12 protein-coding genes are annotated in these 15,606 nt (G+C 46.4%); 3 read left to right on the top strand and 9 right to left on the bottom strand.

Annotated features, from left to right (window positions below; all coding sequences use genetic code 11):
- Positions 1-3: 3 nt before the first annotated feature.
- From parE to nudF, 5 genes are all read right to left on the bottom strand, one after another.
- Positions 4-1,884: a DNA topoisomerase IV subunit B gene (parE, locus tag LIX84_RS13980; protein WP_006743361.1), complete on the bottom strand. Its 1,881-nt coding sequence runs from the start codon at positions 1,882-1,884 to the stop codon at positions 4-6.
- Between the two features lie 249 nt (positions 1,885-2,133).
- Entirely contained in the window at positions 2,134-2,718 is a 585-nt protein-coding gene (yqiA, locus tag LIX84_RS13975; protein WP_053808564.1) for an esterase YqiA, read from the bottom strand.
- Positions 2,719-2,765: 47 nt separating this feature from the next.
- Positions 2,766-3,572 (bottom strand): 3',5'-cyclic-AMP phosphodiesterase, encoded by an 807-nt coding sequence (gene cpdA, locus LIX84_RS13970; protein ID WP_226421550.1) that lies wholly within the window; start codon positions 3,570-3,572, stop codon positions 2,766-2,768.
- 61 nt (positions 3,573-3,633) lie between these two features.
- Complete coding sequence (locus LIX84_RS13965; protein ID WP_005395930.1) at positions 3,634-4,077, bottom strand: DUF1249 family protein; 444 nt, start codon at positions 4,075-4,077, stop codon at positions 3,634-3,636.
- Positions 4,077-4,727, bottom strand: a complete 651-nt coding sequence (gene nudF / locus LIX84_RS13960) for an ADP-ribose diphosphatase (RefSeq protein WP_012842164.1) — start codon at positions 4,725-4,727, stop codon at positions 4,077-4,079. The genes LIX84_RS13965 and nudF overlap by 1 nt, the downstream gene beginning before the upstream one ends.
- 229 nt (positions 4,728-4,956) lie before the next feature.
- On the opposite strand from nudF, the gene tolC reads away from it, so the two are divergent.
- A complete protein-coding gene (gene tolC / locus LIX84_RS13955) occupies positions 4,957-6,285 on the top strand; it encodes an outer membrane channel protein TolC (protein WP_012842165.1) in 1,329 nt (442 codons plus the stop codon).
- A gap of 178 nt (positions 6,286-6,463) precedes the next feature.
- Here the strand turns inward: tolC and hldE are convergent, their stop codons facing one another.
- From hldE to LIX84_RS13940, 3 genes are all read right to left on the bottom strand, one after another.
- Positions 6,464-7,894, bottom strand: coding sequence for a bifunctional D-glycero-beta-D-manno-heptose-7-phosphate kinase/D-glycero-beta-D-manno-heptose 1-phosphate adenylyltransferase HldE (gene hldE, locus LIX84_RS13950; RefSeq protein ID WP_226421549.1), 1,431 nt, complete (start codon positions 7,892-7,894; stop codon positions 6,464-6,466).
- Between the two features lie 67 nt (positions 7,895-7,961).
- The gene (glnE, locus tag LIX84_RS13945) at positions 7,962-10,805 is read right to left on the bottom strand and encodes a bifunctional [glutamate--ammonia ligase]-adenylyl-L-tyrosine phosphorylase/[glutamate--ammonia-ligase] adenylyltransferase (protein ID WP_226421548.1); all 2,844 of its coding nucleotides are present in this window, start codon (positions 10,803-10,805) and stop codon (positions 7,962-7,964) included.
- A 113-nt stretch (positions 10,806-10,918) separates the two neighbouring features.
- Positions 10,919-12,175, bottom strand: a complete 1,257-nt coding sequence (locus tag LIX84_RS13940) for a methyl-accepting chemotaxis protein (protein ID WP_005395942.1) — start codon at positions 12,173-12,175, stop codon at positions 10,919-10,921.
- 105 nt (positions 12,176-12,280) lie between these two features.
- On the opposite strand from LIX84_RS13940, the gene LIX84_RS13935 reads away from it, so the two are divergent.
- Positions 12,281-13,054 (top strand): potassium channel family protein, encoded by a 774-nt coding sequence (locus LIX84_RS13935; RefSeq protein ID WP_104974514.1) that lies wholly within the window; start codon positions 12,281-12,283, stop codon positions 13,052-13,054.
- A gap of 40 nt (positions 13,055-13,094) precedes the next feature.
- Here LIX84_RS13935 and LIX84_RS13930 read toward each other — a convergent pair whose 3' ends face one another.
- A complete protein-coding gene (locus LIX84_RS13930) occupies positions 13,095-14,627 on the bottom strand; it encodes a CYTH and CHAD domain-containing protein (protein ID WP_005395946.1) in 1,533 nt (510 codons plus the stop codon).
- A 212-nt stretch (positions 14,628-14,839) separates the two neighbouring features.
- Between LIX84_RS13930 and LIX84_RS13925 the strand changes: the two genes are divergently transcribed.
- Positions 14,840-15,520 (top strand): TIGR00153 family protein, encoded by a 681-nt coding sequence (locus LIX84_RS13925; RefSeq protein ID WP_031780508.1) that lies wholly within the window; start codon positions 14,840-14,842, stop codon positions 15,518-15,520.
- Positions 15,521-15,606: the final 86 nt, after the last annotated feature.

Here is a 15,606-nt window from a genome sequence, read left to right as displayed (position 1 = left end):
CCGTTACACCTCTGCCAAGTCGCCGTTGTTTTGTAGCCAAGAACGACGGTCATCTGCACGCTTTTTACCTAGCAGCATGTCCATCATTTCCATGGTCGCCGTTGAGTCGTCAATGGTTAACTGCACTAAGCGACGCGTGTTCGGATCCATGGTGGTTTCACGCAACTGAAGTGGGTTCATCTCACCCAGACCTTTGAATCGTTGCACGTTGATTTTGGCTTTCTTCTTCGACAAGCGCTCTAAGATGCCATCTTTTTCATCGTCATCGAGGGCGTAAAACACTTCTTTACCACAGTCGATTCGATACAGAGGCGGCATCGCCACATAGATATGACCCGCTTCAACCAGTGCACGGAAGTGACGAGTGAACAGTGCACAAAGCAGCGTTGCGATGTGAAGACCATCCGAGTCCGCATCGGCAAGGATACAGATCTTACCGTAGCGCAACCCCTCAAGGTTATCGCTGTCAGGATCAATCCCCAAAGCCACTGAGATATCGTGTACTTCTTGAGACGCAAGAACTTGATCGGCAGAGACTTCCCACGTGTTCAAGATCTTACCACGCAGTGGCATCACGGCTTGGAATTCACGGTCACGTGCCTGTTTTGCCGAGCCACCCGCAGAGTCACCCTCCACAAAGAAGATTTCAGTGCGACTTAAGTCCTGTGCTGAACAGTCGGTCAACTTGCCTGGCAGTGCCGGGCCGGACGCCACTTTCTTACGTACGACTTTTTTCGCTGCACGCATACGACGGTGCGCGTTAGCGATACAGACTTCTGCCAATTGCTCTGCTAGCTGAGGCTTTTCGTTCAACCAAAGACTGAACGCATCTTTTACTACGCCAGAGACAAATGCCGCGGTTTGACGAGAAGACAGACGTTCTTTGGTCTGGCCTGCAAATTGCGGATCTTGAATTTTAACCGACAACACGTAAGAACAGCGGTCAAAAACGTCATCACCCGTTAGCTTAACCCCACGAGGTAATAGATTACGGAACTCACAGAATTCGCGCATCGCTTCTAACAAGCCTTGGCGTAAACCATTAACGTGCGTACCACCTTGAGCGGTTGGGATCAGGTTAACGTAGCTTTCGGTGATCATCTCACCACCTTCTGGCTGCCAAATTACCGCCCAGTTTGCCGCTTCGGTATCCGCCAAGAACTCACCAGTAAATGGTTCTTCAGGAATAACTGGGTAGCCTTTTACGCCTTCCGCAAGATAGTCTTTAAGACCGTCTTCGTAGTACCACTTATAGTCTTTACCATTAACTTTGTCGGTTAATGTAATTTCTAAACCCGGACACAAAACCGCTTTTGCGCGCAGATTATTGACTAAGCGCGTAACAGAGAAGTTAGCCGAATCGAAGTACTTCGCATCAGGCCAGAAATGCACACTGGTACCGCGATTGCGACGACCACATGTGCCGGTTACGGTCAGGTCAGAGACTTTATCACCGTGCTCAAATGCAATTTCATACACTTGGCCATCACGACGAACGGTTACTTCAACGCGTTTTGACAACGCGTTTACTACCGAAATACCTACCCCATGCAAACCACCAGAGAATTGGTAGTTTTTGTTAGAGAACTTACCACCTGCGTGCAGCTTGCATAGGATTAACTCTACGCCTGACACTTTCTCTTCTGGGTGGATATCAACAGGCATGCCTCGACCATCATCGATCACTTCTAGTGATTGGTCGGCATGTAGGATGACTTGTACTTTTGAGGCATGTCCGGCTAGCGCTTCATCGACACTGTTGTCGATAACTTCTTGGCCCAAATGGTTTGGGCGCGCTGTATCCGTATACATCCCTGGTCGGCGACGTACTGGCTCTAAGCCATTCAGTACTTCAATGGCACCAGCATTATATTGTTCAGTCATAATACGGAATTATTCTCAAAGTTTACTTGTTGCCTGAATATCACCAATGGGTGAACCCATACTCAGGAAACGAAAAAGCCACCCTGTTCACATCACTAAGTGCTTGTAAACATGATGCATAACAAAGTAGCCAGGGTCCTCGACCCTTAAGATCTTTTGGCAAAACATAGTCGGAAAGCATACCGCCCATGTCAAGAAACGGTTGGATATATCAATAAAAACTATGAGCCTTTTCCAATCGCTTTCGAATTACAGTTCTAGAAATTCGATAATCTGTGCAGGATAACGCTCAAAGCCTACAAAACTGTGATCACCGCCTTGTTCTACTGTTTGCTTAGCGTCTGCAAACTTATCTACCGCTTGTCGATAGTCTAAAACCTCATCTTCTGTTTGCTGCAACAACCAGAAAGAATGTGGCGACGCGATGCTTTGTACATCAAGAGCTTTTAACTCGTCAATATGACAAGCTTCAAGTGTATAGGTTTCGTGCGTATAAGGGTTAGTTTGCTCACCCAAATAATCTACTAACAACTCATAGGGCTTAACCGCGGGGTTGACCACAACCGCTTTAAATCCAAACTTGTCATTTAGCCACGTTGACATAAAGCCGCCTAATGAGCTGCCCACCAGACCAATGTTATAATCGTCTTTATATTGTTCGATGATATCCAACAACATTTTCGCCGCTTGTTGAGGATAACAAGGTAACTGGGGAACAATCACTTTGATATCAGGACGATGCTGCTCGCAGTATGCTCTCATCACATTGGCTTTCATTGAAAGTGGGGAGCTGTTAAAACCATGGATATACAGAAGAAGTGAAGGTTTACTCATAGATATCTCGCACAAAAAAGCGAGCCCGAACATAGAGCTCGGGCGCGTTAGTATCCGTTAGAAGAGAAGTCTGGTTGGAACTGGCCGTCAGGAAGTCGGCCCACTTGGGTCGTAATCTCACCACAAGCGTGCAACTGCAGTTCACGCCAACCAGGCGAAGTCGTATCGAGAGCAAAATCATCCGAGTTGGGCTTAAACTGAACACACGTCGAGGGTGTTGCCATCACTCGAATACCATTATGAAGCACATTCATGTCCTGATGTACATGTCCACAGAGAATGCCTTTCACGTTATCAAAACGATCGACAACGTGCCAGAACGCTTCGGCATCTTTTAAGGTATGTTGATCAAGCCACGCGCTTCCCACTAATAATGGATGGTGATGCAGCAACACAAGTGTGTGCCTTTCTGGGTGTTCTGCTAACTTTTCTTCGAGTAACGCTAACTGCTGATCACTCAAGCGTCCGTGGGGAACGCCAACAACTTGCGAGTCTAAAAGAACCAACTGCCAATGCGCGCCAAGCAATACATGCTCTGCCGCTTTGATTTGTTGCGAAGGTAATACACTGCCCATATTGGGCTTGTAGTCATGATTACCAGGCAGCCAAAAGCAGTCTTTCTCTAGCGGTTCAATGCCTTCGGCAAAGCGCTGGTAAGATTCTGCACTATGGTCTTGGGAAATATCCCCTGTCGCCAAGATGTAATCAAACGTCACGTTGCGGCGTAAAACATCAGCAACAACAGCGTTAAAGCTATCGGCCGTTTTTACGCTCAGCAAACTTCCCTCATCGGCAGCAAACAGATGAGTATCTGTAATTTGTAAAAGTTTGATGCTGTCACTAGATGATTGCAAAATGAAAACCTGATTCGTCCACTATATCGTTATTTGTTATTTTCCTTTAGTGACGTGACGATCAATTGAAGGCAAGTGGTGTTCTACTGATACCACTTCGTAAACAAAACGTCAGCCATTCACCGAGGAATGTGTTTAGTTGATGCTTTTCATCTTTCTGCATCAGTTGGTCGTTGGGATAATCATACTTAGCTTTTATGCGAGAGAACTCTCCGCTTGAGCATACTTCGGCTACTCTCGCATCGTGATAAAGCCTGACAGACATCGTCGGTAAAGGAAACACTGGCGTTTCATCACTCTGACATATCTCAACAACTGTGGTGTATTTTGTGATTTCATTCACGGTCAGTTGGTAAACCATGTTCGCCGCTTGATAGCAGCGTACATCCCCAACTTCGGCAGAAGCAGGCAATAAGGCGTTCAATTTAGCGTAGTTGGTCTCATAGGTTCTCATTAGACCCGCTAAATCAACATGATACCTCTGTTTTTCAGCCACTTGTGCCATTACTTACTCTCCACCATTTGGGGTTGCCCCCACTGTGACTTCAACTCTTGATGGTTTAATTGCAACCATTGCAACGCAATAATCGACGCACCATTTTCAAATTTTCCGTCTTTCACCCATTGATATGCTTGCTCACGACTCAAAACATGTACGCGAATATCTTCATTCTCATAGTCTAAACCATGAATGCCGTGCGCTTTAGATGCGTCCACTTCACCAACAAATACGTCCAACTTTTCCGAGCAACCGCCAGCAGAAGGATAATAAGAAGTGACTGGCGCAACACGCCCCACTTGTATCCCCGCCTCTTCGACAGCTTCTCGGCGAATGACGGCTTCAGCTGATTCATCACGGTCAATCATACCCGCGACAATCTCTAGCTGCCATGGGTGTTGATGCTCTAAGGCTCCTACTCGAATCTGTTCAATGATAACCACTTGATCCGTATTTGGATCATAAGGAAGCATCGCTGCAGCATGACCACGCTCGAACATTTCTCGTTCGACAACCTCGCTCCAACCTCCAGCAAATAGCTTATGCTGAAAGCGATATTTCACCATTTTGAAAAAGCCTTCAAATAAGGTTTCTTTCGAGATGACTTTTACATCTTGCGAAGTAAAATCCTTTTGTTGTTTGTCACACTGTTGCATTCGACACCTCTCTGAGTGAATCTTGTAGTTTACTCATTGTTATTCGCTTGCTCAAAGGACTTGGCTCAACTTTTTGTACAATAGTTACAAATTAATTTAAGTCTTTGGTGAAAATTTATTGCACGACTGGATAATTACGTGTAAAAAAGTGCAAACTTTAGAGTAAATATCGTGCAAATTGAGTTAAACTACTGAGAATTAACCAATCTATTGACCGCGGGAATAGAAAATGAAAAAATTGCTTCCACTATTTATCAGTGCAGCGCTAGGTAGCATGAGTACGTCTGCGTTCGCAGACTCTTTGGCTGAAATCTACGACTTAGCAAAACAAAATGATCCACAATTGCTCAGTGTAGCAGCACAACGTGACCAAGCTTTCGAAGCAATCACCTCAAGCCGTAGTGCTCTATTACCACAAATTAACCTAACAGCAGGTTACAACTTAACTCGTGGTGATACTGAATACGACTCAAATCTAGTCAATGACGTATCAAACGATGCCAACGCTCTAACCGCTGGTGTTAGCTTTTCACAAGCACTTTACAACCGCGCATCTTGGATCTCGCTAGATACCGCTGAGAAAAGTGCTCGCCAAGCAGACGCAACTTACGCTGCGACTCAACAAGCACTAATTCTTCGTGTTTCACAAGCGTATTTTGAAGTTCTACGCGCACAAGACAACCTTGTTTTCGTCCGTGCAGAAAAAGCCGCAGTGGGTCGTCAACTAGAGCAAACAAAACAGCGTTTTGAAGTAGGTTTATCTGCGATCACTGACGTACACGACGCGCAAGCTCAGTACGACCAAGTACTGGCGGATGAAGTGTTAGCAGAAAACGCACTGACTAACAGCTACGAGTCATTACGTGAAATCACCGGTCAAGAGCACAAAGATCTCAACATCTTGGACACTCGCCGCTTCACTGCTAGTCCATCGACCGTGCCTGCTGAGTCGCTAATTGACGAAGCAAAAACCAAAAACCTGACCTTGCTATCTTCACGTATTCTTCAAGATATCGCACGTGACAATATTTCACTAGCAAGTTCTGGTCATCTACCAACGCTGTCTCTAGACGGTGGTTACAACTACGGTGATACGTCTCATAGCTCTCGTGACAACACCACAGACAACTTCAATATCGGTGTGAACCTTGCGGTGCCGCTATACACGGGTGGTAACGTCACCTCTCAAACCAAACAGGCTGAATACGCGTACGTGGCTGCAAGTGAAGATCTTGAAGCACAATACCGTAGCGTAGTAAAAGATGTTCGCGCACAAAACAACAACATTAACGCCTCTATCGGCGCACTACGTGCTTATGAGCAAGCCGTTATTTCTGCGCGCTCTGCACTAGAAGCAACAGAAGCAGGTTTTGATGTGGGTACTCGTACTATCGTTGACGTGCTAGACGCAACTCGTCGTCTATACGATGCGAATAAAAACCTATCGAACGCTCGTTACGACTACATCTTAAGTGTTCTTCAGCTACGCCAAGCCGTTGGTACGCTAAGCGAACAAGACATCTTAGACGTTGATGCAGGTTTGAAAGCGGCAAAATAATTGCTGACTGAATGCTTCAGTTCTCAATAAATAAAAACGCCAGTTGATTTATCAGCTGGCGTTTTTTATTGCTTATAGTTCAGTTCCTAAAAGCGCTTCAGAACATCAAGTATTAAAAAGGCCGCACTTGGCGACCTTTTACAAACCAATAGCGTTTCAATGCCAACAAATCGTAGGCTTAGCCCTTACCGCCTTTGATTGCATTGATGATTTCACTGGTTGAGCAACCATCCTCAAAGTTCAATACACGAACTTCGCCACCTGAAGCGATGACTTCTTTACCACCAGCAATCTCTTCTGGTTTGTAGTCACCACCTTTTACTAGCAAGCTTGGCAGAACTTCCGAGATCAAACGTTGCGGCGTATCTTCACTAAATGGTACTACCCAATCCACAGCGCCCAAACCTGCCAATACCGCCATGCGGCGATCAGTTGGATTCACAGGACGACCAGGCCCTTTAAGACGCTTCACTGATTCATCGGTATTCACCGCAACAATCAGGCGATCACCAAGTTCTGCAGCGTGATTGAGGTAAGAAACATGCCCAGCGTGAAGAATATCAAAGCAGCCGTTTGTCATAACGACTTTCTCGCCACGTGCACGTGCTTTTTTCACTGCTTCAATCAGCGCTTTTTCTGAAATCACACCGTAATCCGTGTCTTGGCTGCCATGTACCGCTTCTGCCAGTTCAATTTCAGACAAGGTCGAGGTACCAAGCTTACCAACAACAACGCCTGCCGCAGCATTCGCTAGTGCACACGCTTCTTCGAAGGATTTGCCTGCGGCAACAGACGCTGCCAATACAGAGATAACCGTGTCGCCCGCACCTGTCACGTCGTACACTTCTTTCGCTTGAGTCGGAAGGTGGAATGGCTCTTGACCACGGCGGATCAACGTCATGCCGTTTTCACTACGCGTAACCAGTAGCGCTTCAAAATCAAACTCTTCAACAAGCTGAAGTGCTTTTTCAACCAGATCTTGGTCTGATTTTACTTTGCCAACGACATCTTCAAACTCTTTCATGTTTGGTGTTAAGAGTGTTGCTCCACGGTAGCGTTCAAAATCCGCACCTTTAGGGTCAATGAAAACTGGAATGTTTGCTGCGCGCGCTTTTTGGATGTATGCCTGAACATGCTCTAACGAGCCTTTTGCGTAGTCAGACATAATCACGGCTTTAACATTTGGCAGAGCGGCATCCATACGCGATAGCACAGGTGCAGAATCCGTGTTTTCAAACTTATCTTCGAAGTCGAGACGAATAAGCTGTTGTCCACGGCTCATTACGCGAAGCTTCGTGATCGTTGGGTAATCAGGCAGTGCAACGAAATCGCACTTCACATTGAGTGAGCTCAGCGTCTCCGTCAGCACTTTTGCAGGCTCATCTTCCCCTGTTAGACCAACAATGTGAGCATGGCCACCTAGTGATGCGATGTTCATCGCAACGTTCGCAGCACCACCAGGACGCTCTTCATTGTTTTCTACTTTTACAACAGGAACCGGCGCTTCAGGAGAAATGCGTCCGGTTGGGCCATACCAGTAACGATCTAGCATGACATCACCGATGATGAGCACACCAGCGCTGTTGTAATCAGGTAGAATTGGTTTCATTATTGGTCTCCAAAAATTAAATCGAAGTGAGTTTATCACAGCCCTTATCGAGGCTAAATATATGGTCTTAACTGAACCACTGATTCCAAGCCTGTTTTACCCACTCCCTTTCGGCAACAAACTTATCTTCCACCACATCAGCATCTAAATTGAGTAGATTTCTCCGGTGTATTTCGTTTCGCATTGTCGTATAGGCACGTATCAACTGCATTGCCTGGTCTTCGTCCATGACATTTTGTGCAATGAGCGTTTCAAAGATGCGCACATTATCACACCAACGCGTTAATTTCGGCTTATCGTGACTATAGTTGAGCACTAAGTACTGAGCGAGAAATTCGATATCGGTAATCCCTCCCACATCTTGCTTGAGCATAAAACGGCCGGGCTTTTTCCCCCCAAGATGACCGCGCATTTTCTCTCTCATTTCGACAACGGCTTTTTTCAGTTCCGCCCGATCGCGCGCTTTGCACAACACATCATGTCGCGTATTGTGAAATGCAATAGCAAGGGGTTCATCGCCGTAAATCAAGCGCGCGCGCACAAGTGCTTGATGCTCCCATGTCCAGGCTTCTTGATGCTGATAATCGTCAAACGCATCGGTTGGGCTAACCAACAAACCTGACGCGCCAGATGGGCGCAAGCGGGTATCGACTTCGTACAAAATGCCGGAAGCGGTGCGAGTCGAGAAAATATGGATGATGCGCTGCGCTAGGCGAAGGTAGAACTGACGGCCGTCGATTTCCTTTTTGCCATCTGTATAGACATTGACTGGGCAGTCATGCATGAAGACGATATCCAAGTCGGAGTTATAGCCGAGTTCCCAGCCACCGACTTTGCCATAACCAATGACGGCAAAACCCTTCCCTTCACGATCTTTCACATGCGTTGGCTCGCCGTATTTTTCGGACACTTGCAACCAAGCCTGACTGACCACAGCATCAACGATAGCTTCCGCCAAATAGGTTAAGTGATCACTCACTTTCATCACCGGCAATGCACCAGCAATATCCGCCGCCGCAATACGTAAAATGCAGATTTGCTTAAACTGACGCAACGCTTCCATTTGCTGCTCCATATCATCTTCTGGAATACGGGCCAGATAATCACGCAGCTCTGTGCGGTAACTGTCTAATGGGATTGGATTGTACAACTGTGCAGGGTCGATCAACTCATCGAGTAAGATCGGATACCGAGATAGCTGCTCTGAAATCATTGGGCTTGCGGTACACAAACGCACGAGCTGTACTAGAGCCGCTGGGTGCTCATCCAATAACTCCAGATAAGTTGTACGTGTGCAGATATTGTGCAGTAAATGCAGCACTCGCGGTAAACCAAACTGTGCATCAGGGTGAGCAAACACCGCATCAAACACCTTCGGCATCAAACGGTTTAACACTTCGCGTCCACGCGGTCCTAACGTTTTTTTAGCCAGATCGGTTTTAAAGTTGATGATGGTTTTCGCGCATGAAGCAAAGTCTTCAACCTGAATATCCTGCTGCAAGATATGTTCAAGCACATCTTGTTTGTTCGCCATATCCCATAACTCATGAAAATGACGAGCAACCGTAGTACCCTCGTCTTCTTCATCATCACCAATTAACGACTCAAATACTTGATGGACATTCGCCATGTGCTGCTGAGTTTGCTCAATCAGTTGGTCCCAAGAGGTCATTTGCATCGCGGTAGCGAGCTTTAAGCGTTCGGTTTCGCAATCAGGCAGCGTCTGGGTTTGCTTGTCCGCCATCGCTTGCAACAAGTTTTCTAATTGACGCAAATACTTGTATGCGGCTTCTAGACTGCTGACTTCTTGCGAAGTGAGTAACGCCAGCTCTTCAATGCCTTGCAGCGTTTCCAACAACCCTCGATTACGAAGAGAAGGCTCGCGCCCCCCTCGAATTAATTGAAAAACTTGGGCGATAAATTCAATTTCTCGGATGCCACCTGCACCTAACTTAATGTTGTTGTTCAAACCTCGGCGGCGAACCTCACTACTGATCATCGATTTCATCCGACGCAAAGACTGAATCGCACTGAAATCAATATAGCGACGAAAAACAAAAGGACGCAGCATTTGGCGTAGCTCTTGGTATTGCGGGTACATTTCGCACCCCATCACTCGAGCTTTGATCATCGCGTAACGCTCCCAGTCACGTCCCTGTTCTTGATAGTAATCCTCTAGTGCCGCATAGCTCATGACTAATGGGCCACTCTCACCAAACGGACGCAAACGCATATCGACACGGTAACAGAAGCCATCGAAGGTTTGTTGGTCGAGCGCTTTGATGATGCGTTGACCAAGGCGAGTAAAGAACTGGGCATTGGCAATACTGCGGCGCGCGCCTTGTGTCTCACCGTTTTCTGGATACGTGAAAATCAGATCGATATCGGAAGAAAAGTTTAACTCGCCGCCACCCAGTTTCCCCATGCCGATAATCAACATCGGCTGTACTTCACCTTCCTCACTCGTCGGCGTTCCCCACTCCTGACAACACGCTTGATATTGCCATTGATAGGTTTCAAAAATCATCGCTTCAGCCAACTCGGATAAGTGGCTTAAAGACGTTTCTAGCGACCATGCATGCGTGAAATCCTTCCACGCAATGTACACCATTTCTCGGTTGCGAAACTGACGCAACACGCGATGACCAGACATCTCATCCGGGCATTGTCCCAGCAGTGCCGCAAGACGTGAACGGTAAGATTCTTGACGGCTTGGTTGCGCTAACATGCTTGGCAACTCACGGGCTAAAATTTCATCGCGATGAATGGCTTCGGTAATAAACTGGCTTAAGCCCGCCACATAGCGAAATTGCTGCGCAATCTCATCTGGCCAAAGGGGAAAATAACCTGCCTCTTGAGCATTTTGTACGGCAGATTCAGCGATAGAAATCAGTGGCGAAGGCAGCTGCATTTTTCTTCCTTGTTTGAAAAGCACGGTAACTCATTCTTTATACCAGACTTAAAGCAAATAAAAACGCCCACAAAAGGTTTGTGGGCGTTTTATCAAAAGTTCGGGCTCGAATATTAAACTTGGAAAGATTTGATCTTCTTGTCTAACTCGCCAGCATTATTTTGCATCATTTCAGAAGTTTCTAGCAGCTCTGTCACAACCACAACCGAGGCTTCTACCAGCTCACGTACATTGGTGAGGTTTTGACTCATCTCTTCTGCAACACTGCTTTGCTGACCAGACGCCGTCGCGATTTGGAAGTTCATGTCATTGATTTGCGTCACTTGCCCAACAATACCATCGAGCTCAGATCCAGCATTAGAAACCAGCTCGTTTCCATCGGCCGCTTCCACTACACTTTTCTCCATGAGTTCTACAGCAGATTCTGCACTGGTTTGCAGCTGCGCAATCATCTCTTGAATTTCTACCGTCGCTTGTTGTGTACGTTGTGCAAGGTTACGAACTTCATCTGCAACCACCGCAAAACCACGACCCGCCTCGCCAGCTCGCGCAGCTTCAATAGCCGCATTCAGTGCAAGCAGGTTAGTTTGTTCAGAGATACCTTGAATCGTACCCACAACACTACCAATGGATTCAACACGTTCTTCGACCTGGTTAACCGCCTGCGCTGATGAAGCGATGTCCGACGAGAGTTCACTCATTTTCGCCATCGTACTTTGCAAGAACTGTTGACCAGAAATCGCTTGTGCGGAAGCTTGCTCTGTAAGAGAAGACGCAGTCTGGGCATGTTCTGCGACGGTTTGCACCGTCGACGACATTTCACTCATCGCCGTCGCAAGTTGATCAATTTCGTTAAACTCTTCTTGCGCCGACTCTTTCGTTTCCGACATGCTCAGCGTCATCACTTCCGTGAGTGTGGATAACTCATCAGAAGCATTAATTTGCATTTGAATCACATCGTGCAATTGGCGACGTGTCTTTTCTAATTCACGTGCCACGTCTCCGTATTCATCTTTACAATCCATACCAAATGGCACGGAGAGGTTCTTGCTCGCCATCAGTTTGATCGCGTCGCTCAGATACTGCGTTTGACGCAGCATCACTCTAGCCGCCGCTAATAAGAGCACGACAAAAACCACAATCAATAAGGCGGTTTGCCAAGCAACTTGCGTTAAGTATGCTTCGTAATGCTGTTGGGCAACTTGCGCGTTTTGTGTCGCCGCTAAAAGTGAATCGTAAAAGGTGTTCGCGTCCCACAGTTGTTTTGCCACTATCAGGACAGTACTGAAGACCATCAACATGACCATTTTAGGAACCAGTCGAATGTCGGATATGACCCTTTCCCATGGCTTAAATGCCAGCTTTTCCATTGTCAGTTCTCCACCGAGTCTTATATAGTCTTTATCTATAATCTTTATATTACTTATAGTTATGTTCGCGTTTAGCGTGGTTACGCGATTTATTTCGAGCTTCGTATGAAAAACAATGATATCAAAGACAGCACACGACCGATGGGCCTGTTGTCACTAATATTGTCTTTTATGGCACTATTTGTGATCTCTGGCTTGTTGTTTTTCCCGATCGATCACGAAACCCGTCAAGTTCTTATCGGTCTGGATTTCATAATCTGTAGTATTTTTCTATTACAGCTCACCATTGATTTGATCCGGTCCACAGATCGGTGGTTATTTCTTAAACGTCATTGGATAGATTTCGTGGCGAGCATCCCATTAATAGAGCCACTGCGCTTTGCTCGTATCTTTCATATTCTTCGAGTGGTATTAGTACTGCGCTCGTCGAAGTTCATTTTGCATCAGCTCAAAGAAAACCGCCGCGAAACCACGGTCGCCTCAATATTACTGTTGATGGTGATCCTCATTACGCTCGGTTCTAGTGCAATGCTGTTTATCGAAGCGAAAAACCCAGAAGCGAATATTCGCACTGGCGCCGATGCTTTGTGGTGGGTATTCGTAACGATCTCAACCGTTGGTTACGGCGATCATTATCCGGTGACATCAATAGGAAAGTTTTTAGCCGTCATCATCATTGTTTGTGGCGTGGGGATCTTTGGTATGATTTCGGGTCTTATCACCTCTATTCTTACCGCCCCGACGAAACAACAGACGCACAGCTCAATCAATAAAGAACGTATGCTCGAGCAGCTCCTAAGCCAACAAGCGCAAATACTAGAACGACTCGACTTCATAGAACAAGAGCTGCAACAAAGCAAAACAAAGACAAAAAAATAGGACCATGCGGTCCTATTTTTTGTACAGGTAGTCAAGGTGATCATTCACGCCAATAAGGCTGAACTTCCACACTGATCGCTCGGGTTTGATCCATTGCATGCAAAATTGAACGCTCTTGACGGTGCAACCAGCGTTCTAACTGCTCTTTTTCTGCGTCTTCCAACATATCAACCAACGGAAGTAAGTGGTTCAGCATTAGCAGATCATCAATACCATGCACCAGATCCGCCCATGGCAAACGGAAGCTGTTACGCTCATCCGAGTTATATAGACTCGCGAAACCAATACCGGTATAGAGGTTACGCAGCAAGCGATAGCGCTGATCAACGTACTCTTGCGCCGTCAGGTCGCGCTCTGCTGGGAAAGCTTCCATTAGTTCTGCCCAAGTGCGATCGAGCTGAGTGACTGAAAACGGCATGATATTACTTGCCATTTTTTCGCGCGCTTTTTCATCAAGAAACGGCTGCCAGCCACGCGCTAAGATCCAGCGACTAAGATCCAGCAATAACCCGGTGTAACGCGCGGAATTGAGCAACCCTAGCACTTCTTCACGGCTTGGCAGCTCTTGTAACTGCTGAGTCAACTCAGATACTAAGAACTTACGCGCATCCAACTTACGCAGCACATTGCCTTTGTCATCCAAAAGTTCTTCAAGATGCGCGTGCTCATCCAACCAACTCAGCTCTTCTTCCAACCATTTGAGCTCTTGGCGCAGGATAGCGCTAGCACGACGAGGGACAACACCACCAAAAATGGTCAATGTTTGACGAATAAAACGAATGGCATTGCTGATTTCACGTAGCGCTTCCACATTGTCACGCTCAGCATAAATTTGCTCGTGATAATGCCAGTGAGATAGGGCGTGTTCTAAAGAGTTGATCAAGCAGTATTCAACGGTATCCGTCGGGCTACTGTCCACAAGCGCCAACGATTTTACTTCATCACCTGCATAGCCACTTGCAAGTCGATAGCCTTTCGCCGCCTTACTCAAGTTACCCAAACGCATGCCACCTTGCTCGCAAAAGCTACGTGCTAGTGTAAATAGGGCATCGGTTTGGCCCGATTTAAGTTCCAGTTCAACTTCGCAAATCGGTTCTTGTTTCTCTTCCCCATCTTCACCTTTGGCTACGACCATACCTTGGTCAAACGCCACTTCTATTTGGCTACCATCTGGCATGCCAATCAGCCACTGTTCACGTGTGAAGTTGGTCGAGAATAACGGCATAAGCTCAGATTGCAGTGTTGCTGCATCTTTACCTGGCGGCCAAATGTCTACAGGATGAAGCGACAGGTTAGGCTCGTCGCTAGTGTGCTCAGCATTGTATTCTGGTCTTTGATGTAAGCCTGCGACGACGCGTCCTGCTGTCTTTACGGTTTGGACGAATACATCATCAAAACGGCGAATTCTTAAACCAATGTCGTGCTTTCTCAGCCATTTATCGGCGGTATCAAAGTAGGTGTTACCCAAGTCACGACAACTATGCTGAAGTACTTTTGTCTCAGAAATTTTTTCTTTTAAAGTTTCTGAAAATTCAGGAGAAACAAAAAACTTCAGTTCTATTTCGGTTTCCATAGCTATACCTTTCAAAGCAGATAGAAACAGGATATTGCGTAATTTCTCGCACGGCAAGAGAGAAATATCGCCGGAATGATGATCTAAAACAGTTTTAATGAGCGATTTAATGCGTTACCATGCGCGCCTTTATAGCCATCGTTCAACATTTCGCCAAGCACTCAGAAATGGTGTATGTTTTTTTAAGGTTATAGTTATTAGGTTGAATGACCATGCCAGTAAATACAATTATGGGGTTATTTGCAAAGTCCCCAATTAAGCCTTTGCAACGCCACGTTGTGTGTGTCAACGAATGTTGTTCACACTTGGTGAAATTCTTTGAAGTATCTTCAAAGGGTGACTGGGAAAAAGCATCTGAAATCCGTGCACAAATTTCTCACCTAGAGAAAGAAGCGGACGTGCTGAAACGTGAAATCCGTCTAAAACTGCCTCGCGGTTTGTTCATGCCAGTAGACCGTACTGACATGCTTGAGCTTCTGACTCAGCAGGACAAACTTGCAAACCTGGCAAAAGACATTGCTGGCCGTGTATATGGTCGTCAACTTGTCATTCCTGAGGCTCTCCAACCAAACTTCCTCGCTTACGTTCAACGTTGTCTTGATGCGGCCGATCAGGCGCAAAAGGTAATCAATGAACTTGATGAATTGCTAGAAACCGGCTTCAAAGGTCGTGAAGTGACGCTCGTCGCTGAAATGATTCATCAATTAGATGTCATCGAAGATGATACCGATGCTATGCAGATTGAACTTCGTCAACAGTTGATGGCGATTGAGTCTGACATGAACCCTATCGATGTCATGTTCTTGTACAAGATTCTTGAATGGGTAGGTGGTATTGCCGACCAAGCGCAGCGCGTAGGTGCTCGTTTGGAAGTCATGCTATCTCGATCTTAAAACATAAAGTTAACGACATAACGAAGAGCATAATAAACACGTGTCATAGGGACGATGACTATTTTCATCGTCTTATGGTTTGGCGC

It is taken from the genome of Vibrio sp. E14 (genome assembly GCF_020515785.1).
GTDB classification, from domain to species: Bacteria; Pseudomonadota; Gammaproteobacteria; order Enterobacterales; family Vibrionaceae; genus Vibrio; species Vibrio diabolicus.
The sequence above is the reverse complement of the archived record's forward strand: the minus strand, read 5'-3'. Positions and strand labels throughout refer to the sequence as shown.